The 23164-nt window shown below is 73.1% G+C and carries 19 protein-coding genes; 12 read left to right on the top strand and 7 right to left on the bottom strand.

All coding sequences use genetic code 11. The features are described from left to right. Positions 1–58: 58 nt before the first annotated feature. Complete coding sequence (gene clpX / locus ACFC0B_RS35920) at positions 59–1348, top strand: ATP-dependent Clp protease ATP-binding subunit ClpX (protein WP_350569305.1); 1290 nt, start codon at positions 59–61, stop codon at positions 1346–1348. Positions 1349–1421: 73 nt separating this feature from the next. Here the strand turns inward: clpX and ACFC0B_RS35925 are convergent, their stop codons facing one another. After that, entirely contained in the window at positions 1422–2210 is a 789-nt protein-coding gene (locus tag ACFC0B_RS35925; RefSeq protein WP_376095948.1) for a hypothetical protein, read from the bottom strand. Between the two features lie 185 nt (positions 2211–2395). Between ACFC0B_RS35925 and ACFC0B_RS35930 the strand changes: the two genes are divergently transcribed. Together ACFC0B_RS35930 and ACFC0B_RS35935 are read left to right on the top strand one after the other, a co-directional pair. After that, the gene (locus tag ACFC0B_RS35930) at positions 2396–5035 is read left to right on the top strand and encodes a valine--tRNA ligase (protein ID WP_376095951.1); all 2640 of its coding nucleotides are present in this window, start codon (positions 2396–2398) and stop codon (positions 5033–5035) included. Positions 5036–5288: 253 nt separating this feature from the next. Next, positions 5289–5822: a hypothetical protein gene (locus ACFC0B_RS35935; protein ID WP_376095954.1), complete on the top strand. Its 534-nt coding sequence runs from the start codon at positions 5289–5291 to the stop codon at positions 5820–5822. A 33-nt stretch (positions 5823–5855) separates the two neighbouring features. Here the strand turns inward: ACFC0B_RS35935 and ACFC0B_RS35940 are convergent, their stop codons facing one another. The 3 genes from ACFC0B_RS35940 to ACFC0B_RS35950 all read right to left on the bottom strand — a co-directional run bounded on the left by ACFC0B_RS35940 (position 5856) and on the right by ACFC0B_RS35950 (position 10241). Beyond that, positions 5856–7391 (bottom strand): chitinase, encoded by a 1536-nt coding sequence (locus ACFC0B_RS35940; RefSeq protein WP_376095957.1) that lies wholly within the window; start codon positions 7389–7391, stop codon positions 5856–5858. Between the two features lie 193 nt (positions 7392–7584). Next, positions 7585–8757, bottom strand: coding sequence for a non-hydrolyzing UDP-N-acetylglucosamine 2-epimerase (gene wecB / locus ACFC0B_RS35945; RefSeq protein WP_376095960.1), 1173 nt, complete (start codon positions 8755–8757; stop codon positions 7585–7587). Between the two features lie 50 nt (positions 8758–8807). After that, positions 8808–10241: a glycosyltransferase gene (locus ACFC0B_RS35950; RefSeq protein ID WP_376095963.1), complete on the bottom strand. Its 1434-nt coding sequence runs from the start codon at positions 10239–10241 to the stop codon at positions 8808–8810. A 174-nt stretch (positions 10242–10415) separates the two neighbouring features. On the opposite strand from ACFC0B_RS35950, the gene ACFC0B_RS35955 reads away from it, so the two are divergent. The 8 genes from ACFC0B_RS35955 to rodA all read left to right on the top strand — a co-directional run bounded on the left by ACFC0B_RS35955 (position 10416) and on the right by rodA (position 19283). Beyond that, the gene (locus tag ACFC0B_RS35955) at positions 10416–11807 is read left to right on the top strand and encodes a bifunctional folylpolyglutamate synthase/dihydrofolate synthase (RefSeq protein ID WP_376095966.1); all 1392 of its coding nucleotides are present in this window, start codon (positions 10416–10418) and stop codon (positions 11805–11807) included. 2 nt (positions 11808–11809) lie between these two features. Further along, positions 11810–12148, top strand: a complete 339-nt coding sequence (locus ACFC0B_RS35960; RefSeq protein ID WP_376095969.1) for a DUF4233 domain-containing protein — start codon at positions 11810–11812, stop codon at positions 12146–12148. Between the two features lie 133 nt (positions 12149–12281). Then, the gene (ndk, locus tag ACFC0B_RS35965; RefSeq protein ID WP_376095972.1) at positions 12282–12695 is read left to right on the top strand and encodes a nucleoside-diphosphate kinase; all 414 of its coding nucleotides are present in this window, start codon (positions 12282–12284) and stop codon (positions 12693–12695) included. 318 nt (positions 12696–13013) lie between these two features. Further along, positions 13014–14039: a rod shape-determining protein gene (locus ACFC0B_RS35970; protein ID WP_030309693.1), complete on the top strand. Its 1026-nt coding sequence runs from the start codon at positions 13014–13016 to the stop codon at positions 14037–14039. 93 nt (positions 14040–14132) lie between these two features. Continuing rightward, complete coding sequence (gene mreC, locus ACFC0B_RS35975; protein WP_376095975.1) at positions 14133–15107, top strand: rod shape-determining protein MreC; 975 nt, start codon at positions 14133–14135, stop codon at positions 15105–15107. Between the two features lie 3 nt (positions 15108–15110). Continuing rightward, positions 15111–15749 (top strand): rod shape-determining protein MreD, encoded by a 639-nt coding sequence (mreD, locus tag ACFC0B_RS35980; RefSeq protein WP_376095978.1) that lies wholly within the window; start codon positions 15111–15113, stop codon positions 15747–15749. Positions 15750–15813: 64 nt separating this feature from the next. Further along, on the top strand, positions 15814–18087 hold the full coding sequence (gene mrdA / locus ACFC0B_RS35985) for a penicillin-binding protein 2 (protein WP_376095981.1): 2274 nt from the start codon (positions 15814–15816) through the stop codon (positions 18085–18087). Further along, on the top strand, positions 18084–19283 hold the full coding sequence (gene rodA, locus ACFC0B_RS35990) for a rod shape-determining protein RodA (protein WP_376095984.1): 1200 nt from the start codon (positions 18084–18086) through the stop codon (positions 19281–19283). The genes mrdA and rodA overlap by 4 nt, the downstream gene beginning before the upstream one ends. 85 nt (positions 19284–19368) lie before the next feature. Here the strand turns inward: rodA and ACFC0B_RS35995 are convergent, their stop codons facing one another. Next, positions 19369–20022, bottom strand: a complete 654-nt coding sequence (locus tag ACFC0B_RS35995) for a nitroreductase family protein (RefSeq protein ID WP_376095987.1) — start codon at positions 20020–20022, stop codon at positions 19369–19371. Positions 20023–20069: 47 nt separating this feature from the next. Beyond that, entirely contained in the window at positions 20070–20576 is a 507-nt protein-coding gene (locus ACFC0B_RS36000) for a MarR family winged helix-turn-helix transcriptional regulator (protein WP_376095990.1), read from the bottom strand. 142 nt (positions 20577–20718) lie between these two features. Here ACFC0B_RS36000 and ACFC0B_RS36005 point away from each other — a divergent pair, with 142 nt between their 5' ends. Then, on the top strand, positions 20719–21747 hold the full coding sequence (locus ACFC0B_RS36005) for an SGNH/GDSL hydrolase family protein (protein ID WP_376095993.1): 1029 nt from the start codon (positions 20719–20721) through the stop codon (positions 21745–21747). An 18-nt stretch (positions 21748–21765) separates the two neighbouring features. On the opposite strand, the gene ACFC0B_RS36010 is transcribed toward ACFC0B_RS36005, so the two are convergent. Further along, a complete protein-coding gene (locus tag ACFC0B_RS36010) occupies positions 21766–23058 on the bottom strand; it encodes a M14 family zinc carboxypeptidase (protein ID WP_376095996.1) in 1293 nt (430 codons plus the stop codon). Positions 23059–23164: the final 106 nt, after the last annotated feature.

Consider the following 23164-nt stretch of genomic DNA (forward strand, 5'->3'; position numbering starts at 1 on the left):
GTCCACAGCACCAGGCCCCGGAACTCCCGCGGGGCCCCTGGCGAAGGGGAAGCACCTCGTGGCACGCATCGGAGACGGTGGCGACCTGCTCAAGTGCTCGTTCTGCGGCAAGTCGCAGAAGCAGGTGAAGAAGCTGATCGCCGGCCCAGGCGTGTACATCTGCGACGAGTGCATCGACCTGTGCAACGAGATCATCGAGGAGGAGCTCGCCGAGACCTCCGAGGTGCGCTTCGAGGAGCTCCCGAAGCCCCGTGAGATCTACGAGTTCCTGGACCAGTACGTGGTCGGACAGGACCTCGCCAAGAAGGCCCTGTCGGTGGCGGTCTACAACCACTACAAGCGGGTCCAGGCCGGCGAGGCGGGCCGCAGCGGCGGCAACGGCCGCGAGGATGCCATCGAGCTGGCGAAGTCCAACATCCTGCTGCTCGGTCCCACCGGCTCCGGCAAGACGCTGCTGGCGCAGACCCTGGCCCGGATGCTGAACGTGCCGTTCGCGATCGCCGACGCCACCGCGCTCACCGAGGCCGGGTACGTCGGCGAGGACGTCGAGAACATCCTGCTCAAGCTGATCCAGGCGGCCGACTACGACGTCAAGAAGGCCGAGACCGGGATCATCTACATCGACGAGATCGACAAGGTCGCGCGCAAGAGCGAGAACCCGTCGATCACCCGGGACGTCTCCGGCGAGGGCGTGCAGCAGGCGCTGCTGAAGATCCTGGAGGGCACCACCGCCTCGGTGCCGCCGCAGGGCGGGCGCAAGCACCCGCACCAGGAGTTCATCCAGATCGACACCACCAACGTGCTGTTCATCGTGGGCGGCGCGTTCGCGGGCCTGGAGCGGATCATCGAGGGCCGGGCGGGCGCCAAGGGCATCGGCTTCGGCGCGAACATCCGCTCCAAGCGGGAGCTGGACGCCAGCGACCACTTCCGCCAGGTGATGCCGGAGGACCTGGTCAAGTTCGGCATGATCCCGGAGTTCATCGGCCGCCTGCCGGTGATCACCAGCGTGCACAACCTGGACCGCGAGGCGCTCCTGCAGATCCTCACCGAGCCGAAGAACGCGCTGGTCAAGCAGTACCGCAAGCTCTTCGAACTGGACGGCGTGGAGCTGGAGTTCTCCCGGGACGCGCTGGAGGCGATCGCCGACCAGGCGATCCTGCGCGGCACCGGCGCGCGCGGGCTGCGGGCCATCATGGAGGAGGTGCTGATGTCCGTGATGTACGAGGTCCCCTCGCGCCAGGACGTCGCCCGCGTGGTGGTGACCGGGGACGTCGTCTCCAAGCACGCCATCCCGACCCTGGTGCCGCGTGACATGATCAAGCGGGAGCGGCGCGACAAGAGCGCCTGACCCTCCCGCCCTGGACACCGCGAGGGCCCCGGTACCGCCTCCACGGCGGCGCCGGGGCCCTCGTCCGTGCGGGCTACTTCGGGATCTCGGCGACGGCGCGCAGGGCGCGGGTGTCCGCGGCGAGCCGGTCGAGGTCGGGGCGGCCGCCGTCCTGGGCCGGCGGGGCCATCGTCAGGACCAGGCTGCTGGAGTCGGCCCAGGCGCAGACGCCCAGGTCGCTGCCGTCCTGGGAGGCGACGCCGCAGTCCATGCTGCCGCCCTTGGGGCCCGGGTCGACCGGGTGCCGGTCGCTGACCGTGGTGCCGTCGGACTGCAGGCCCTTGAACATGGCGTTGAGCTCGGTCTTCGGGGCGAGCACCTTGCCGTAGCCGCCGAGCACCACGAGCTTCGGCTCCCCGGCGGTGTCCTGGTAGACGGCGCTGACGCCGGTCGGGTTCCAGGCGCCGTCGCCCTTGCCGAGCTCGGAGGTGATGGCCTGCTCCATCTGCCGGGCGACCTGGTTGTCGTCGTCCTTGGTGAGGCCGTTGAACGTGGCCGGCAGGACGATCTTCTCGGTGCCGGCATTGGAGGTGACGTCGAAGACGAAGTACGCGACGGCGCCGCCGATGAGGGCCAGGACGAGCACGAACACGCCGACGAGGATGCCGAGGGTGCGCCGGGAGCGGCGCGGCGGCGGGGCGGCGGGGAACGCGCCGTACGGGGCGTAGCCGGGCGGGCCGGGCTGCGGAGGGACGGCGCCGTAGGGCGGCGGGCCCTGCGGCGGCGCGGGCGGGCCCGGGTAGGACTGCCCGCCGTAGGGCTGGCCGCCGTAGGGCTGCCCGCCGGGCGGGGGCGGGGTGCCGTAGGGGTTCTGCTCGGTCACGGAGGCCCTTCCTGGGACGGTGGTGCCGGGCTTGTGCGAAGGCTCGGACGAATGTCCGGCACGTTATCGCACCGGTCCGTCACCCGGCCGGGGAATGCCTCCGGGGCCGGCCGCTGGGCCGTTCCGGTGTCCGCGGGGTGAAAGCCGTTCGTGACCCGGTTCCCGGGTTACGTAAACTGTCCGTCGTGACCGACACCACGAACCAGCGCCCCGTGAGCACGCACGCCGGGGACGAAGCAGCCACCCTCCCGACGACCTTCGCTCCGGCGGACGTAGAGGGCGAGCTGTACGAGCGCTGGGTAGAGCGCGGTTACTTCACCGCCGACGCCACGAGCGACAAGCCCCCGTACACCATCGTCATCCCCCCGCCGAACGTCACCGGTGCGCTGCACCTGGGCCACGCCTTCCAGCACACGCTGATGGACGCGCTGACCCGCCGCAAGCGCATGCAGGGCTTCGAGGCGCTCTGGCTGCCCGGCATGGACCACGCCGGCATCGCCACCCAGAACAAGGTCGAGCAGCAGCTCGCCGAGGCCGGCCTCTCCCGCCACGACCTGGGCCGCGAGGCCTTCGTCGAGAAGGTCTGGGAGTGGAAGGAGAACTACGGCGGGAAGATCCTCGGCCAGATGCGCCGCCTCGGCGACGGCGTCGACTGGTCGCGCGAGCGCTTCACGATGGACGAGGGCCTGTCGCAGGCCGTCCAGACCATCTTCAAGCGGCTCTTCGACGACGGCCTGATCTACCGCGCCGAGCGCATCATCAACTGGTGCCCGCGCTGCCTCACCGCGCTGTCCGACATTGAGGTGGAGCACGAGGAGGTCCCGGGCGAGCTGGTCTCGATCCGCTACGGGGACGGCGAGGACTCGATCGTCGTCGCCACCACCCGGGCCGAGACGATGCTGGGCGACACCGCGGTCGCCGTCCACCCGGACGACGAGCGCTACCGGCACCTGATCGGCCGGACCATCAAGCTGCCGCTGACCGACCGCGAGATCCCGGTCGTCGCGGACGAGCACGTCGACCCGGAGTTCGGCACCGGCGCCGTCAAGGTGACCCCGGCGCACGACCCCAACGACTTCGCCATCGGCCAGCGCCACGGCCTGCCGAACCTGAGCGTCATGGACGAGCGCGGCGCGATCACCGTGCACGGCCCGTTCCTCGGCCTGGACCGGCTGGAGGCCCGTTCGGCCGTCGTCGGCGCGCTGCGCGAGCAGGGCCGGATCGTCGCCGAGAAGCGCCCGTACATGCACGCCGTCGGCCACTGCTCGCGCTGCCACACGGTGGTCGAGCCGCGGCTGTCGCTGCAGTGGTGGGTCAAGGTCGAGCCGCTGGCCAAGGCGGCCGGCGACGCGGTCCGCGACGGCAAGGTGGAGATCCACCCGAAGGAGCTGGAGCGCCGCTACTTCGACTGGGTCGACAACATGTACGACTGGTGCATCTCGCGCCAGCTGTGGTGGGGCCACCGGATCCCGGTCTGGTACGGCCCCGACGGCGAGGTCGTCTGCGTCGGACCGGACGAGCAGCCGCCGACGGGCGAGGGCTGGCACCAGGACCCGGACGTCCTGGACACCTGGTTCTCCTCGGGCCTGTGGCCGTTCTCCACGCTGGGCTGGCCGGAGAAGACCGCGGACCTGGAGAAGTTCTACCCGACCGACGTCCTGGTCACCGGCCACGACATCATCTTCTTCTGGGTCGCCCGGATGATGATGTTCGGCCTGTACGCGATGGACGGCGAGGCGCCGTTCAGGACGGTCGCCCTGACCGGCCTGGTCCGCGACGAGTTCGGCAAGAAGATGTCGAAGTCCTCCGGCACCGCCGTCGACCCGCTGGACTGGATGGACGCCTACGGCGCCGACGCCGTCCGCTTCACCCTGGCCCGCGGCGCCAACCCGGGCGCCGACGTGCCGATCGGCGAGGACTGGGTCAAGGGCTCGCGGAACTTCTGCAACAAGATCTGGAACGCGACCCGCTTCGCGCTGATGAACGGCGCGACCGTCGAGGGCCCGCTGCCCGCCCCGGAGCAGCTGACCGCGGTGGACCGCTGGATCCTGTCGCGGCTGAACGCGACCGTGGCCGAGGTCGACGCGCTGTACGACGACTACGAGTTCGCCAAGGCCGCGGACGCGCTCTACCACTTCGCGTGGGACGAGGTGTTCGACTGGTACGTCGAGCTCTCCAAGACCACCCTGGCCAAGGGCGGCGCGCCGGCCGAGGCCTCCCGCCGGGTGCTGGGCGAGGTCCTGGACGTCACCCTGCGGCTGCTCCACCCGGTGGTGCCGTTCGTCACCGAGGCGCTGTGGACGACGCTGACCGGGGCCGAGTCGGTGGTCGTCGCCGCCTGGCCGAAGGACAGCGGCTTCCGGGACACCGGTGCCGAGGCCGAGGTCGCCACGCTGCAGCAGGTGGTCACCGAGGTCCGCCGGTTCCGTTCGGACCAGGGCCTGCAGCCGGCCCAGAAGGTGCCGGCGAGGCTGGAGCTGGCGGGCACCGTGCTCGCCGTCCACGAGGACGCGATCCGTTCGCTGCTGCGGCTGACCGTGCCCGAGGAGGGCTTCGCGGCCACCGCCTCGCTGCCGGTCGCCGGCGCCACCGTGGCGCTGGACCTGTCCGGCACGATCGACGTCGCGGCGGAGCGCAAGCGCCTCGCCAAGGACCTCGCGGCGGCCGAGAAGGAGAAGGCGCAGTGCGGCGCCAAGCTCGGCAACGAGGCCTTCCTGGCCAAGGCTCCGGACGACGTGGTCGCCAAGATCCGGGTCCGCCAGGAGTCCGCCGAGGCCGACATCGCCCGGATCACCGCCCAGCTCGCGGCGCTGCCGCAGGGCTGACGCGCCGACGGTTCCCCGGAGCCGCACCCCGCCACGCGGGGTGCGGCTCCTCCGTTTTTCCGGAGGTCGGAAAATCGGGCGGCCCAATAGCCCAATCCGTTGCTCCCTTCCGGCGAATATTCATCCCGGACCGGGTGGGGACCTATTCCGCCCGAATTGATTCCGGTCTTGCCCGCGCGCGCTCGCGTAAGTTTCCAGGTCGACTGTGTACGGTGTGCTTCGAGTTCCGGACAGCGAGGAGCGACGGGAGGGCATGGGCGTGATGGTGACCGAGGAACTGGTCGACGAACTGCCTGCCGAGGCGGTCGAGGAGGCCAAGGGGCGGGCGGCGACCCTGCTGCTCGCCTTCCGGCACGGAAACCAGCTCGCGTTCGACCACGCGTTGGACCGGCTGCTCGAGGAGCACGTCGAGCGCGAGGTGACCACGCTGCTCGCCTGGATCGCCGCCGAGGCGGTCCGCAAGGCCTACGCCCCCGAGGTCGGCGACCGGGTGCTGCGGGCGCTGGCCCGGCGGGCCCCGCGCGACACCGGCGCCGTCCACGTCGACGAGGAGGGCGTGGACGCGGCCCGGCTGATCGAGGCGGTCGCGGCCGGCGAGGTGAACGAGGTCCGCGGCCTGGTCGCGACCACCCCCGACACCACCTTCCTGCTCGGCGGCCTGCTCCAGGGCGTGGCGATGATGCTGCCGCTGCTGCCGGAGGGCGAGCTCGCCGAGATCACCGCCGAGCTGCGCCGCCGGCACGGCGGCGCGCCCGCGGGAGTGCCGGAGGCCCGGGCGGGGGTCTGACCCCCGCCCGGGCCCCGGGGCCCCGCGCGCCGGTTACGGCATCGCGTGCAGGTGCGAGCCGACGGTGGAGGCGATGCCGCCGCCCGCCTTGGCGTCCCAGTTGGTCGACCAGGTCATCGCCCCGCCGATCCCGGGCCACTTGGTGTCGGGCTTGAAGCTGCCGCAGTTGGTGCCGGCGGCCAGGCAGTCCAGCGCGTTGTTGACCACGCTCGGGCTGACGTAGCCGCCGCCGGCCGCGCTGGTGGAGGCCGGGACGCCGAGGCCCACCTGGTCGGGCCGCAGCCCGCCCTTGAGCTGGATGCAGGCCAGCCCGGTGAGGAAGTTGACGGTGCCCTGGGAGTAGACCTGGCCGTCGCAGCCCAGCATCGCCCCGGAGTTGTAGTACTGCATGTTGACGATGGTGAGGATGTCCTTCACGTTCAGCGCCAGCTTGAAGTACTCCATGCCGGTGGACTGCATGTCGATGGTCTGCGGCGCCATGGTGAGCGTGAAGCCGGAGCCCGCCCTGGCCGCCAGCGTGTGCAGCGCCTGGCCCATGTAGGTGGAGTTGATGCCGTTCTCCAGGTCGATGTCGACGCCGTCGAAGCCGTAGGTCTGCATCAGGGACCAGGCGGTGTTGGCGAAGTTGGCGGCCGAGGTGGAGCTGCTGACGGAGACGGTGCCCTTCTCGCCGCCGACCGAGAGGATCACCTTCTTGCCGGCCGCCTTCTTGGCCGCGATGTCGGCCTTGAACTGGGCCTCGGTGTACCCGCCGAGCCGGGAGGAGAGCGTCGGGTCCAGCGCGAAGCCCAGGCCCCCGGGCGTGCCGGTGGCCTCGGCGAAGGAGACCGCGATGATGTCGTAGGCGGCCGGGACGTCGCTGATCCGCTGCACGGTGGCGCCGTTGTCGAAGTTCTGCCAGTAGCCGGTCAGCAGGTGCTTGGACGGGGGCCGGGGCGTGGTGGCGGTGGGGGAGGGCGTGGTGGTGTCGGTGGGCGACGGGCTGGCGGTGCCGGTCGGGGTGGGGCTGGTCGCGGTGGGGCTGGGCTTGGGGTCGCCCGGGCCGACCAGCGAGACGTCGTCGGCCAGGAAGGCCGGCTGCCCGTACCAGCCGTGCAGGTAGACGGTGACGCTGGTGGTGGCGGCGCCGGTGGTGAAGGTGGTGCTGAGCTTGGACCAGGCGCTGCCGCCGGGGGTCCAGGTGCTCGGGTCGGTGCCGCCGGTGCCGCGGGCGCCGAGGTAGACGTACGAGCCCTGGACCCAGCTGCTCAGGGTGTAGGTCGAGGACGGCCTGACCGTGACGGTCTGGGTGCACTCGCCGGTGTCGCTGCCGGTCGGGGTGGCGCGCAGCGCCCCGGTGCCGGAGTGGACGGTGGCGGTCTCCGGGGCGCCGGCCGTACAGGTCCAGCCGTTCAGGCGGTTGGCGTCCTCGAAGCCGCCGTTGGTGATCAGTTCGACGTCGGTGGGCGCGGCCTGGGCGGCGCCGGTGCCGCCGGCGAGGACGAGGCCGCTCAGGCCGATGGCGACGGCACTGGCGCCGGCGAGCATCGAGTGCACGGCGCGCGGGCGCCGCTGCGGGGCAGGTGGCATGACTCCAGCTCCTGTGTGGGGGAGGCCGGCGGCTCCCGTGGGGGAGAGCCGTCCGGGTGTCGACGGGTGCGCGTGCGGGAGCTACCGACAACACAAGTCCCTGTCGGGGAAGGAGACTTGCCTTCACAAGGTGGAGTAGACCAATTCCGCTGTCAAGAGGGCCCCGGAGGAGGGCCCCGACGGCGGACCGGGCTCAGGCGGCCGCCGGCGGAGCGACGGGCTCCCCGACCAGCCGTGCCGTCAGGCCGGCGATCCGGGCGGAGGCCAGGCCGTCGCCGTAGGGGCTCGGCACGGCCGCGAGCCGGGCGAGCCGCTCGGGGGCGTCGGCCAGCCAGGCCCGGGCGTGAGCGCCGAGTTCGGCGCCGGGCGCCACCAGCGCGGCGAACCCGGCCTCGACGGCCTCGGGCCGCTCGGTGGAGCGGCGCACGACCAGCAGCGGCCGGCCGAGTACGGTGCACTCCTCCTGCACCCCGCCGGAGTCGGAGACCAGCAGCGCGGCGTGCCGGGCCAGGCCCAGGAAGTCGGCGTAGCCGACCGGCCCGGTCACCGCGAGCCGCTCCAGCAGGCCGTCCAGGCCGAAGCGCTCGACGGCGGCCCGGGTGCGCGGGTGCACCGGGAACAGCACCGGGGTGCCGGCCCGGGCGATCCGGTCGAGCTCGGCGAGGACGGCGCCGAGCGCCTCGGCGGTGTCGGTGTTCTCCGGCCGGTGCACGGTGGCCAGCACGTAGCCGTCCGCGGCGAGCCCGTGCCGGGCGAGCAGGGCGGCCCGCGCCGCGGCGTCCGGCAGCGAGCCGCGGACCACCTCGACGACGGTGTTGCCGGTGAGCGCGATCCGCTCCTCGGCGAGCGACTCGGCGCGCAGGTTGGCGGCGTTGTCGGGGGTGGCCGCGCACAGCAGGTCCGCGATGTGGTCGACCATCACCCGGTTGTGCTCCTCGGGCATCGCCCGGTCGAAGCTGCGCAGCCCGGCCTCGACGTGCACCAGCGGGATGTCCCGGGCGTTGGCGGCGAGCGCGCCGGCCAGGGTGGCGTTGGTGTCGCCCTGGACGACGACGGCGGCCGGGCGGTCCTCGGCGAAGGCAGCGTCGAGCTGGCCGAGCGACCGGGCGATCTGGCCGGCCCGGGGGCGGCCGCCGACGCCGGTGAGCAGTTCGGGGCGGGGCAGGCCGAGGTCGCGCAGGAAGCGGCCGGACATCGCCTCGTCCCAGTGCTGGCCGGTGTGGACCAGGCGGGTGGCGGGGCCGAGCTCGTGGATCAGCGGGGCGAGTTTGACCAGCTCGGGGCGGGTGCCGAGGACGACGGCGACGCTGCCGGGGGCGAGCCGGGCGAGCGGGGCGGCGGGCTTCGGGGTCGGGCGCGCGGTCATGGCGGGACGGCTCCGGGGTCGGGGTGGGGCGGGTCGGGAGGTTCGGGGGCTCAGGATTCGAGCGCGGTGGGGGCGCCGAGGGCGACCTTCTCGGCGTTGCGGCGGGTCTTGGCCCAGCCGTTGCGGCCGAGCAGCAGGCGGACGGCGGCCCGGGTGGCGACCACGAACAGGTGGTAGGCGTAGAGCCAGACCAGGACGCCCCAGAGCAGGCCGGCGGCCCGGCCGCGGTCGGGGTGGACGAGCCGGCGGTAGGCCGGGCCCCAGAAGACCATCGGCAGGGTGGCGAGCACGAAGGCGAGCACCATCCACGGCCCGTACCGCAGCTGGAAGTCGGCGGTCTCCTCGGGGAAGAGCGCGAGTCCGGCCCCGGTGATCGCGAGCGACAGCGGGGTGAGGAGGACCAGCAGCACGCAGACCACCGGCTGGAGGAAGGTGTAGAGCACCTCGGCCTTGCCGGCGGGCCGGTAGTGCCGCGAGCGCAGCACCCGGCCGGTGTAGCGCAGGCACTGCAGGTTGCCCTGGGCCCAGCGGGTGCGCTGGGTGAGGAAGCGCCGCCAGGAGACCAGGGCCTCCTGGGAGACGTCGGCCTCGGTGACGTGGGTGAGCCGCCAGCCGGCCAGCCGCAGCTCCAGGCCGGACTCGTAGTCCTCCAGCAGTGCGCGCTCGGGCCAGGGGCGGCCCTCGCGGCCCTCCTCGGCGGTGAGCGAGTCCAGGGCGGTGAGCCGGACGAACTGGCCGTTGCCGCCGAGGCCGACGCTGCCGGTGCGGCGGCGCAGCAACTGCATGCCGGCGTTGTTGGCCTGGAACTCGATGTCCTGCATCCGCACCAGCGCGCGGGCCGCGGCGTTGGCGGCCCGGCCGCGGCCGGGCAGCGGCCGCTCGTCCTCGGCGTTGCGCATCCGCACGCCGATCTGCACGGCGCCGGTGTCGGGGCGGCCCATCGCGCGGTCGTTGCCGACCTGTTCGAGGGTGCCGGGGCCGAGCTGCCCGTCGGCGTCGACCACGCCGAGGACGACCCGGGAGCGGTCGGTGCCGGGCGGCAGCCGGGCGGAGATCTCCCGGTAGGCGGCGTTGAGGGCGGCGCCCTTGCCGATCCGGGCGTGCGGGCGGCGGCGCTGCACCAGGTGGACGCGCTCGTCGCGTTCGGCGGCGGCGAGCACCAGCGCGCGGGTGGCGTCGTCGCTGTCGTCGTCGATCACCCACAGGTGGGCGGTGGGGGCGACGGCCCGCAGGTCCCCGAGGGTCTGGGCGACCACCGCCTCCTCGTCCCGGCAGGGGATCATCAGGTGCCACTGGAAGGCGGCGGGGTCGCCGGGCACGGCCGGGGTGCTGTGCCGGAAGGCGTGCCGGGAGCCGGCCCAGTAGACCAGGAAGCGGCCGAAGACCAGGACCATGTAGCAGAGCAGGGCCAGCGAGATCAGCCCGCCGAGCTGGAGGAACCCCTCGCGGCGCATCTCGACGAACTGGCGCAGGGCGTCGGGCATGGCGCGGTGCTCCTCATGATCGAAGGCGATTTGTCTCCTTGGGATGCGAATCAATGCTTCATTGCGGTCTGATGTCGCTAAATCGATAGTAAATGGGGGAATTTGCCCAACTCGGGCAAAGTGGTGGTTCTCACCCCGTGAGGAGTGCCGGGCCCCGCTCCGTAGACTGTGGTCGTGAGCGACAAGGCCGACCCGAACCCGTACACCCTCCGCCCCGCCGACGGCGGCACCGGCGACGCCCTGCGCGACGTCGAGGTGGAACTCTCCGAGCGCTGGCCGGAGAACAAGCTGGAGCCCTCGCTCGACCGGATCGAGGCCCTGATGGACATCCTGGGCCAGCCCCAGCGGTCCTTCCCCTCCATCCACATCACCGGCACCAACGGCAAGACCTCCACCGCCCGGATGATCGAGCAGCTGTTCAGCGCCTTCGAGCTGCGCACCGGCCGCTACACCAGCCCGCACGTGGAGAGCGTCACCGAGCGGATCACCCTGGACGGCGCCCCGATCACCCCCGAGCGGTTCGTCGAGGTCTACCGCGACATCGAGCCCTACGTCCGGATGGTCGACGAGCGCGAGCCGGTCGCGATGTCCTTCTTCGAGGTGCTCACCGGCATGGCGTACGCGGCCTTCGCCGACGCGCCGGTGGACGTCGCCGTGGTCGAGGTCGGCATGGGCGGCTCCTGGGACGCCACCAACGTCATCGACGCCGCCGTCGCCGTGATCACCCCGATCGGCCTGGACCACACCGACAAGCTGGGGGAGACCACCGGCGAGATCGCCGTCGAGAAGTCCGGCATCATCAAGTCCGGCGCCGTCGCCGTCGTCGCCCAGCAGCAGCTCGACGCCGCCCAGACCATCCTGCGGCGCGCCGTCGAGGTCGACGCCACGGTCGCCCGCGAGGGCCTGGAGTTCGGCGTCATCCGCCGCGAACTCGCGGTCGGCGGCCAGCTGGTGACCCTGCGCGGGCTCGGCGGCGAGGAGTACGAGGACGTCTTCCTGCCGCTGCACGGCGAGCACCAGGCGCACAACGCGGCCCTCGCGCTGGCCGCCGTCGAGGCGTTCTTCGGCGTCGGCGGCGCCCGCGGCGGGCAGCTCGACGCCGACAAGGTCCGCCAGGCGTTCTCCGGCGTCAGCTCCCCGGGCCGGCTGGAGGTCGTCCGGCGCAGCCCCACCATCGTCCTGGACGCCGCGCACAACCCGCACGGCGCCCGGGCCGCCGTCGCCGCGCTCACCGAGTCCTTCGGCTTCACCCGCCTCGTCGGCGTCATCGGCACCAGCGGCGACAAGGACGTGGCCGGGCTGCTGGAGGCGTTCGAGCCGGTCCTCGCCGAGGTCGTCATCACCCAGAACTCCACCCACCGCGCGATGGACGTGGACGCGCTGGCCGCGCTCGCGGTCGAGGTCTTCGGCGAGGAGCGCGTCCAGGTCGAGCCCCGGCTCGACGACGCGATCGCCGCCGCCGTCACCCTGGCCGAGGAGGAGGGCGACCTCGGCGGCGCCGGGGTGCTGGTCACCGGTTCGGTCATCACCGTGGGCGAGGCCCGCCTGCTGCTCGGGAGGAAGTGACGATGAGGACGCTCTGCTCCTCGACGCTGATCGGCGAGGCCCTCGTGGTGCTCTTCGCGGCCCTGGTCGCGATGCAGCTCTCCGACGTGTCCAGCGCCGCGCTGTGGACCGTCAGCGGCGTCGCCATGGCGCTCTGCCTGCTGCTCTGCGGCATGATCGACCGCCCCGGCGCGGTGGCCGTCGGCTGGGGCCTGCAGCTCGCGCTGGTCGCCAGCGGCTTCGTCGTGCCGACCATGTTCGGGCTCGGCGCGGTCTTCGCCGGCCTGTGGTGGTGCTCGGTGCACTACGGCCGCAAGATCGACGAGATCAAGGCCGCCCGGGCCGCCGCCGCGGCGGCCTGAGGCGGCCCCGGACCGGGTCCGGGGCGTCCGCTCACGCAAGGTAACCTCTGCGGTAGTCGCACGGCGCACGCGGATCCGCGCGTGCGCGCCGATCCGCGTGCGCGCCGCATCCCATCCCTCCAGGAGACGCCCCGTGTCCCAGCGCACTCTCGTCCTGCTCAAGCCCGACGCCGTGAAGCGCGGCCTGGCCGGCGAGATCATCAGCCGCATCGAGCGCAAGGCCGGCTGGCGGCTCGCCGCCGCCGAGCTGCGCACCTTCGACCGGGCGACGCTGGAGCAGCACTACGCGGAGCACGTCGGCCGCCCGTTCTACGAGCCGCTGCTGGAGTTCATGACCTCCGGCCCGTCCATCGCCCTGATCGTCGAGGGCGAGGAGGCCATCGCCGGCATCCGCATGCTGGCCGGCGCCACCAACCCGCTGGAGGCCGGGGCCGGCACCATCCGCGGCGACTACGCGACGATCACCCGCGAGAACCTGATCCACGCCTCCGACTCGGTCGAGTCCGCCGAGCGCGAGATCAAGATCTTCTTCCCCGCCCACGCCTGACCCGACCGGGCGCGACGGTCACCAGGGACCTTCGGAATGCCCCGGTCGGGACCATTGGCCCGGCCGGGGCATTCTTATCGGGAAATAGGGAACCAGCCCCTCCGACACGGCGTCCCAATGCCCGGAGAAGCGATCACGCCCCGGACAATGGACGGTATGCCCCACGTCGACCTCCGTGCCGACCGGCGTGACTACGATGGACGCGACTCACGGGCCCGGTGAGGCAGCTCAGCTGGTCGCCGCCCCCACCCGGGCGCGCACCGTCAACCCCACAAGACTCCGAGCCCGGGAAAGGCACCCCACCCCATGGCGAGCAACCTGTCGTTCATCGGCCGCGACTTGGCGATCGACCTCGGAACTGCCAACACGCTGGTGTACGTCAGGGGCAAGGGGATCGTCCTCAACGAGCCGTCCGTGGTCGCGGTCAACACCAACACCGGGGGCATCCTCGCCGTCGGCTCCGAGGCCAAGAAGATGATCGGCCGCACGCCGGGCAACATCGTGGCCATCCGCCCGCTCAAGGACGGCGTGATCGCCGACTTCGAGATCACCGAGCGGATGCTGCGCTACTTCATCCTCAAGGTGCACCGCCGCCGCTTCCTCGCCCGCCCCCGGGTCGTCGTCTGCGTCCCCTCCGGCATCACCGGCGTCGAGCGGCGCGCCGTCATCGAGGCCTCCCTGCAGGCCGGCTGCCGCCAGGTGCACATCATCGAGGAGCCGATGGCCGCGGCCATCGGCGCCGGGCTGCCCGTCCACGAGCCCACCGGCAACATGGTCGTCGACATCGGCGGTGGCACCACCGAGGTCGCCGTCATCTCGCTCGGCGGCATCGTCACCGCGCAGTCCATCCGGGTCGCCGGCGACGAGCTGGACAACGCCATCGTCCAGCACATCAAGAAGGAGTACTCGCTGCTCCTCGGCGAGCGCAGCGCCGAACAGATCAAGATGAGCATCGGCTCCGCCTTCGGCCTGGAGGGCGAGAAGGACGAGCACGCCGAGATCCGCGGCCGCGACCTCGTCAGCGGCCTGCCCAAGACCGTCGTCATCTCCGCCGCCGAGGTCCGCGAGGCCATCGACGAGCCGGTCAACTCGATCATCGACGCGGTCAAGACCACCCTCGACCAGTGCCCGCCCGAGCTGGCCGGCGACGTCATGGACCGGGGCATCGTGCTCACCGGCGGCGGCGCCCTGCTCCGCGGCCTGGACGAGCGGCTGCGCCGGGAGACCGGCATGCCGATCCACATCGCGGAGAACCCGCTGGACTCCGTCGCACTCGGCTCCGGCAAGTGCGTCGAGGAGTTCGAGGCGCTCCAGCAGGTACTCGACGCCGCGCCGCGCCGTTAGCAGAACCGACACACCAGCCGAACTGACGGGCCCGCGCCCGGGTCCACAGCCCGGGGCCGGGGGCCAGGGGTACGAAGGGGCAGTACCAGCACCGTGAGGGACACACGAGAGAGCCGGCTGCTGCTCATCCTGCTGGTGGCCGTCGCCTTCGCACTGATCACCGTCGACATCAAGGGCGGTGAGAGCTCCCCGCTCGGCGGCGCCCGCCGCGCGGCCGCCGCCGTCCTCGGCCCGGTCGAACGCGGCGCCGCCACCGCCGTCGACCCGGTCGCCGACACCGTCCGGGCCTTCCGCGACGCCGCCTCGCACAGCGGGCGCACCGACCAGCTCGCCCGCGAGAACACCGAACTGCGGCAGAAGCTCGCCTCCTCCGACATGGCCGGCGGGCGCACCAAGCAGCTCGACGACCTGCTGCGCACCGCCGGCGCCGGCGGATACACCGTCAAGGCCGCGCAGACCATCGCGATCGGTCCGGCCCAGGGCTTCTCCTGGACCATCACCATCGACGCCGGCAGCGACGACGGCCTCACCCGCGACATGACCGTCGTCAACGGCCAGGGCCTGGTCGGCCGGATCACCACCGTCGCCCCGACCACCGCCACCGTGCTGCTCGCCTCCGACCCCGGCTTCACCGCCGGCACCCGGCTGGAGGGCACCGGCGAGATCGGCTTCGCGGCCGGCGGCGGCACCAGCTCCATGAAGGTCTCGCTGCTCAACGGCAAGGCCCAGGTCAAGGAGGGCGACCGGCTGGTCACCTTCGGCTCGCAGAGCGGCCGCCCGTTCGTCCCCGGCGTCCCGGTCGGCAAGGTCGTCCAGGTCGAGGCCAATCCCGGGCAGCTCACCAAGACGATCCTGGTCGAGCCCTTCGTCCAGTTCACCCGGCTCGACCTGGTCGGCGTGGTCGTCGTCCCGCCGCGCACCGACCCGCGCGACGCCGTCCTGCCGCCGGCCCCCGCGCCGGCCGCCCAGGGCCAGGCGGCCCCGGCGGCGCCCGCCGGGCCGGCCGTGCCCGTCCTCCCCGCCGCCCCGGCCGCCGTCCCGCCCGCCAAGCCCACTGGGGGGAACTGAGCCATGCGCCTCGCCCGCATCCCCGTCTCCGCCGTACTGATCCTGTTCGGCCTGCTGCTCCAGGTCAGCGTCTTCGGCCGGCTGCAACTGCCCGGGGCCACCCCCGACATACTGCTGCTCGTGGTCGTCGGCCTCGCCCTGGTCTACGGGCCCACCGGCGGCTGCCTGGTCGGCTTCGCGGCCGGCCTGCTCGCCGACCTCGCCCCGCCCTCCGACCACGCCATCGGCCGCTACGCGCTGGTGCTCTGCCTGATGGGCTACGCCGCCGGGCTGCTGCGCCCCGAGCACGGCCGGCAGCGCTCGGTCTCCAGCGCGCTGCTGGTGGTGGCGGGCGCCGCGATCGCCTCCACCCTGCTGTACGCGATGGTCGGCGCGCTGGTCGGCGACACCGCCGCCCGGCACGTCGGGCTCGGCCAGCTGGTGTTCACCGCCCTGCTCTACGACCTGCTGCTCGCCCCCTTCGTGGTGCCCGCCGTGATGCTGGTCGCCCGCCGCTTCGGCAAGGACCCGCTGGCCGTGGCCGAGGACGACGAGGGCGGCCCCGGGCTCGGCACCCTGGCCCGCTACCGCACCACCCGCGACGGCGTGACCGGCTCGTCCTACAAGAGGAAGCGCCTGCTCGGCGCGGGGAAGCGCCCGTAGCCCCCGGCCCCGACCCGACGCGACCAGCCCGCCCGCCCCTGTTCTGTTTTGGAGCGCACGAGACGTGAGCAACATCCCCGAGACCGGCCGTACCCGGCGGGTGACGATCCGGCTGGTGGTGCTGCAGATCCTGGTGCTCTCGCTGCTCGCCACCCTCGGCGGCCGGCTGTGGTACCTGCAGATCCGCAACGCCAGCGTCTACACCGCCAAGGCGACCGGCAACCACATCCGCGAGGTCGTCGAACCGGCCGTGCGCGGTGAGATCCTGGACGCCTCCGGCCGCATCCTGGCCGGCAACGAGACCAAGCTGGTCGTCTCGGTCAGCCGCACCTCGCTGCTCCAGCAGAAGGACGGCGGCAAGGCGGTGCTGACCCGGCTCGCCGACGTGCTCGGAATGCCCGCCAAGGACGTCCAGGAGAAGGTCCGGCTCTGCGACGCCAAGACCCCGCAGCCCTGCTGGAACGGCTCGCCCTACCAGCCGATCCCGGTCACCAAGGAGGCGACCACCCAGCAGGCGATGCAGATAATGGAGCGCCGCGAGGACTTCCCCGGGATCACCGCCCAGCCGACCGCCGTGCGCCACTACACCGGCGCCGAGGGCGCCAACCTCGCCCAGGTGCTCGGCTACCTCTCGCCGGTCACCGACGAGGAGGTCTCCAAGACCGCCGACAAGGCGGGCCTGGACCGCTACCTGCCGGCCGACCAGATCGGCCGCGCCGGGCTGGAGTCCGTCTACGACCGCGACCTGCGCGGCACCGCCGGCGTCACCAAGCTGGAGGTGGACAACCTCGGGCGGGTCATCGGCACCGCCGACAAGGCCGCCCCGCAGACCGGCAACAACCTGGTGACCAGCATCGACGCCCGGGTGCAGAAGGTCGTCGAGGACAATCTGGCGCAGGCGATGGCCGACGCCCGCAAGACCTTCGACAAGGTCACCAACCGCAACTACGAGGCCGACTCCGGCGCCGCCGTCGTGATGGACGTGCACACCGGGCGGATCGTCGCGATGGCCAGCGCCCCCACCTACGACCCCAACCTGTGGCAGGGCGGCATCAGCGGCAAGGACTACCAGGCGCTGACCAGCAAGGACTCCAACTTCCCGCTGCTGAACCGGGCCATACAGGGTCAGTCGGCCCCCGGTTCGACGTTCAAGGTCATCTCCACCACGGCCGCCGTCCAGGCCGGCTACTCGCTGGACGGCCGCTACGACTGCCCGAAGAGCATGACCATCGGCGGCCGCGAGTTCAAGAACTTCGAGAGCGAGAGCTTCGGGGCGATCTCCCTGGAGCGGGCCCTGGAGGTGTCCTGCGACACCGTCTTCTACGGCCTGGCCTACGACCAGTGGATGAAGGACGGCGGCATCAAGCCGAAGAAGGACCCGGGCGACTGGTTCTTCAAGACCGCCCACGAGTTCGGCCTCGGCGCCAAGACCGGCATCGACCTGCCGAGCGAGGTCACCGGCCGGGTGCCGGACCGGCAGTGGAAGCAGTCCTTCTACGACAACAACAAGGACGCCTGGTGCCGGCAGGCGGAGAAGGGCGGCAACAGCTTCTCCGACCAGATCGCCCGGGAGAACTGCGTCGACGGCTACCAGATGCGCGCCGGTGACGCCGTCAACTTCGCGATCGGCCAGGGCGACACCCTGGTCACCCCGATCCAGATGGCCCGGATCTACGCGGCCCTCTCCAACGGCGGCACCTTCTACCGCCCGACCATCGCCAAGGCCGTGATGAGCCCGAGCGGGGAGCTCGTCCGCGAGATCGCCCCGCACGAGGACGGCCGGCTGCCCGGCGACCAGAAGCTGCTCGGCTACATCGACCAGGCCACCGCGGGCGTCGTCACCAGCGGCACCGCCGCCTGGAAGTTCACCGGCGCGGGCTGGCCGCAGGGCAAGATCGAGCTGCACGCCAAGACCGGCACCGCCGAGGTCGAGGGCAAGCAGACCACCTCGTGGCTGACCACCTACAGCCGCGACTACGCGGTCGTGATGACGATAAGCCAGGGCGGCACCGGCTCCGGCGGCTCCGGCGACGCGATCCGGCGGATCTACCAGTCGCTGTACGGCGTCGACGACAAGGGCAACGTCGACCAGGGCAAGGCACTGCTGCCCACGCCGCAGGCCGAACTGCCGAAGTTCAACCCGGACGGCACCGCGATCATCAAGCCGGCCTCGTTCGGCACCGGCGGCGCCGCGGCCGGCGACCCCGGGGTGAGCGGCGACTCGCCGCGGGTCTTCCTGGACCCGGCGCAGCCCGGCGGAGGAGGCGCCGTCCCGGTGCTCGTGGCGGCGGCGGACGCCGTCGAACCCACCCGCTCCACCGGAAGGGGCCGGGCATGACCTCCTACGGCTCGTACCGCCAGCTGCGGCTCGTGCCGCAGCGCGGCGGGGTGCCCAAGTCGCTGGCCAAGGACTCCCCGCTGTGGCGGATCGACTGGATACTGCTGCTGGCCGCGGTGGTCCTCTCGCTGGGCAGCTCGCTGCTGGTCTGGTCGGCGACCCGGGGGCGCGACACGCTCACCCACGGGGACCCGCAGTACTTCCTGTTCCGGCACCTGACCAACGTCCTGATCGGGGCCGTGCTCTGCGCGGCGGTGATAGCGATAGGGAGCCGGCGGTTCCGGACGGTCGTGCCGTTCCTGTACGCCGGCGTGATCGTGCTGCTGCTGGCCACGCTGAGCCCGCTCGGCTCGACCATCAACGGACAGCACTCCTGGATCCAGCTGGGCGGCGGCTTCTCGGTGCAGCCGGCCGAGTTCGCCAAGCTGGCGATCGTGCTGTCGATGGCGGTCGTGCTGTCCGACCAGGTGGACGCGGGGGAGCGGGAGTTCCCGTCGGACAAGGCGGTGTTCCGCGGGCTGGTCTGGGCGACGCTGCCGATGGCCATAGTGATGCTGATGCCGGACGCCGGCTCGGTGATGGTGATGGCCGTCATCGTGCTGGGCATCCTGCTGGCCTCCGGCGCGGCCAACCGCTGGGTGTTCGGGCTGATCCTGGTCGGCGTCGGCGGCTGCGTGGCGATCTGGAAGCTCGGGGTGCTGAGCAAGTACCAGATCGACCGCTTCGCGGCCTTCGCCAACCCGGCGCTCGACCCGTCCGGGGTCGGCTACAACACCGCGCAGGCCCGGATCGCGATCGGCTCCGGCGGGCTGAGGGGCAAGGGCCTGTTCCACGGGACGCAGACCACCGGGCAGTTCGTGCCGGAGCAGCAGACCGACTTCGTGTTCACGGTGGCCGGCGAGGAGCTGGGCTTCCTCGGGGCGATGGCGATCATCGTGCTGCTCGGCGTGGTGCTGTGGCGGGCCTGCCGGATCGCCCGCCAGGCCACCGACCTGTACGGCACCATCGTGGCGGCCGGGGTGGTCTCCTGGTTCGCCTTCCAGGGCTTCGAGAACATAGGGATGTGCCTGGGCATCATGCCGGTGGCCGGCATCCCGCTGCCGTTCGTCTCCTACGGGGGTTCGTCGATGTTCTCGACCTGGGTGGCGATCGGGCTGTTGCAGGCGGTGCAGAGCCAGCGGCCGATAGCGGCCTGAGCCGTCGGGCCTGAGCCGTCGGGCCGGGTTCGCGGCCGGGGCCGGTCCGGGGTCTCCCCGGGCCGGCCCCTCGCGCGTCCGGCGGCTACCAGGCGTCCCAGTGGGTGATCCGGGCGGTGTCCACGCGCGGGCCGGGGCGGAAGTCGGTGCCGAGGGTGTGGGCGAGCGGGACCAGCGCGGCCTGGGCGACCGTCCCGTAGGGGATGCCGAGCAGTTCGGCGGCCTCGCGCTCGTAGTGCAGGTGCGGGGTGGTCCAGGCGGTGCCGAGGCCGCGGGAGCGGGCGGCGAGCATGAACTGCCAGGTGGCGGGGAGGATCGAGCCCCAGACGTTGGCCTGGCCGACGTGGCCGGCCAGTTCGTGCCGGCCCTCGATCCGCACGCAGGGCACCACCAGGACGGGGACCTCGTGCAGGTGGTCGAAGAGGTGCCGGGCGCTCTCGGCCAGCCGCAGCCGGCGGGCGGTGTCCTCGGTGGTGCGGTCCGGGCCGGTCCGGACGACGGGGTCGCGCGGGTGGGTCAGGCCGAGCCGGTAGAGGTCGGCGAGGGCGGCGCGCCGGGCGGGGTCGGTGACCACCACGAAGTCCCAGCGCTGGCGGTTGCGGCCGGTGGGGGCCTGGGTGGCGAGGGCCAGGCACTCCTCGACCAGCGCCCGGTCGACCGGGCGGGCGAGGTCGAGGCGCCGGCGTACGGCCCGGGTCGTGGTGAGGAGCTGGTCGGCGGTCAGATCGAGCTGCGGCACGGCCGGTGGCCTCCGGTTCGGTGGGCCGGCCGCGGGGCGGGGGCGCCTCAGTCGGCCGGCGGGACGTCGAGGAGCTTGCGGGTGAGGCGGACCAGCGTCGCGCGCTCCTCCGGGGTGAGGGCGGCGAAGGCGTGGTCGAGGACCGGGGCCATGGCGCGTTCGGCCCCGGCGAGGGCGGCGGTGCCCTCCGGGGTGAGGGTGACGGCGTAGGCGCGGCGGTCGCGGGGGTGGCGCTCGCGGCGGACCAGGCCGGCGTCCTCCAGGGCGTCGACGCAGCCGACCATGACGCTGCGGTCGATCCGCAACTGTTCGCTGAGCTCCTGCTGGGAGCAGCTGCCGACGGCGGCGAGCATCTTGAGCACCAGGTGCTGGGGCACCGTGAGGGGGCCGCCGGCGAGCCGCTCGTCGATGGAGCGGGCGACCGCGGTGGTGGCCCGGCACAGGGCGACGTCCGGGCGGTCCAGGGTGAGCGCGGCGAAGTAGCGCCGACGCTCGCCGCTGTCGTCCGCCCGGCTGGGGGAGGCGAGGCGGGCGGGCCTGGGGGCGGTGGCCATCGGGGCTCCTTCGGTGGTGGACGGCCAGCATAACGCTCCCCGGAGATTGTTTGACGGTAGATTATTTACCACACCACCTTTTGGTGGGTGGGCGTGATGGATAATCAGATCGGTTGGCCAGCGGATGGATCAGAGGTGGGCGATGACCGGGGCCGGGCGAACGGGGGAGCCGGGGGAGCAGTGGTTCGACCCGGCGGACGAGAGGCTCGGCTGGGACGGCGTCTGCGGCTTCGAGCGGGTCGGCGACACCGTGCTGCCGCTGCGCACGCCGCGGGAACGGATCGCCACCGCGCTCAGCGGCGACCTCATCCGGTTCGCCGCGCTGCCGGCCGGCGTCCGCTTCGCGGTGCGCACCGACGCGGCCCGGCTGCTGCTGGACCTGGAGGCGGAGGCGGGCGGCGCACCCCTGGACGTCCTCGCCGACGGCGTGCTCGTCGACCGGCGGCGGCCGGGACCCGGCCGGGCGCGGCTCGACATCGTCCTGCCCGGCGTCCCGGCCGACATCGAGGTCTGGCTCCCGCACCTGTCCCGCACCCGCCTCGCGGCCGTCGGCCTGCACGGCCACCGGCTGCTGGAGCCGGTCGTGCGCAGCGGCCCGCGCTGGACGGCCTACGGCAGCTCGCTGACGCACGCGATGTTCCCGCACGGGCCCTCCGAGGGCTGGACCGCGCTGCTCGCGCGCCGGAACGGCTGGCGGCTGCGCAACCTCGGCTTCATCGGACAGGCCTACCTGGACCAGCCGGTCGCCCGGATCGTCAGGGACACCCCCGCCGAGCTGATCACCCTGGAGATCGGCACCAACGCCTACCTCGGATCGGCCTTCACCGCCCGCAGCTGGGCCCCCGCGGTGTGCGGCTTCGTCGAGACCATCCGCGACGGGCACCCCGACACGCCGATCGCCGTGATCTCGGCCCTGCCGTCGGCGAAGCGCGAACACGCCGTCAACGCCGCCGGACTGACCCTGGCCCTGATCCGCGACCTGACCGGCACGGCCGTGCGGATGCTCCAGCGGCTCGGCGACCGGCGGCTCCACCTGGTCGACGGCCGCGAGGTGCTGCCGCTCGCCGAGGCGGACCGGCTGTACGCCGACGGCCTGCACCCGACGGCGGCCGGCGAGCACCGGCTGGCCGGCCTGGTCGAGCCGTACCTGCTGCCGCTGCTCGCCTCCTGAGCGGTGCCCTCGGGGGCGCTACCCCGGGGGCAGCAGGAGGTCGGCGGCGGCGAACACCGCCCGGGTCTGGTGGGCGACCTGGGTCTCCACCGGCACCCAGCGGGCGCCCAACCGGTGCAGGCCCTCCAGGCTCGCCGCCGCGATCCCCCGGGCCCGCGCCCGGGCCGCGTCCGCCGCCGGGCCGCCGCAGTCCGCCAGCAGCCGCAGCAGCATCGAGGCGATCCGCAGCGGCACCCGCTCGGCCGCGATCCGCGCGGCGGTCACCCGGGACACCGTCAGCGGCGCCGAGGACCAGTCGGCCAGCCAGTCCTCCACCACCGGGCGGCAGACCGCCAGGTTGAACTCGACCGCGCGCAGCAGCGGCCCGTACGCCACCCCCGCGTGCGGCGGCACCAGCGGCAGCAGGGCGGTCAGCTCCGCGACCCGGCCGCCCAGCCGGTCGGCGCAGGCCCCGACGGCGGCGCGCACGTCCGGCGCCGGGCGGGCGTCGCCGACCGCGTCGATCGCCCACATCGGCACCTCCAGCACCGCCGTGGTGCCGCCGTACCGGCCCGCGTACGACCAGGTGGACAGCTCCGGGCGGTCCGGCAGCGGCTGCCGGCGGCGGCCCGGCCCCGGCATCACGTAGCTGCCGGGGGCCGGGCTGTCCCAGCCGACCGCGTCGTAGGAGTCGACGTCCAGCGGGATGCCGCCGCGCGCCACCGAGCGGGCGAAGCGGTCGGCCAGGCCCGGCAGCGGCCGGGTGAGCTGCACGAACGCCCCGCCGAAGTCCACGCCGTGCAGCGAGCACTGGAGCACCGGCCGCAGCTCGTCGACCAGCCCGGTGAGCACCCGGCTCTCCGGCATCGGGGTCAGCGGGCCGTCCGGGTGCGGCAGCAGCTCCGGCTGCTCGTGGAAGGCCGGGCGGAAGAAGTGCTCGTAGTGCCGGGCCGCGGTGAGCGGGCCGTGCAGCCAGCCCTCGTTGAGCGCGGCGCCGTCCGGGTCCAGGCAGAGCAGGACGTGCCAGCCCACCCCCGGCCGGGGCGGCAGCTCCAGGACCCGCTCGGCCAGCCGGACGGCGGCGGCCAGGCCGACCGGCTCGTTGGGGTGCGGCCCGCCGACGGCCAGCACCGTGTGCTCGCCCCCGTCCACCGAGAGCAGCACCAGCGGGCGCCCCGCCCGGGAGCGGCCGACCTCGCGGACCCGGCAGCGCCCGGGGTGGCGGCGGGCCAGCCGGTGGGCCGCGGCGATCGCGCGCGCCACCGTCGGATAGGTCCCGGTGTCGTGGCGCGGGGCTTCGGTACGGCGCGTCCGCCGGCCCGTGTCGGTCATGGCTCTCCTGTCCTCGGGGGGCGGGCGGGGCGGCGCGGTCGGGGGCGCGGCCGGGAGCGCGGCGCGGGGTCGCGCCGGGCCCTCCCGGCACGGCCGGTGCGCGCGC

The sequence above is a fragment of the Kitasatospora sp. NPDC056184 genome (assembly GCF_042268405.1).
GTDB lineage: Bacteria > Actinomycetota > Actinomycetes > Streptomycetales > Streptomycetaceae > Kitasatospora.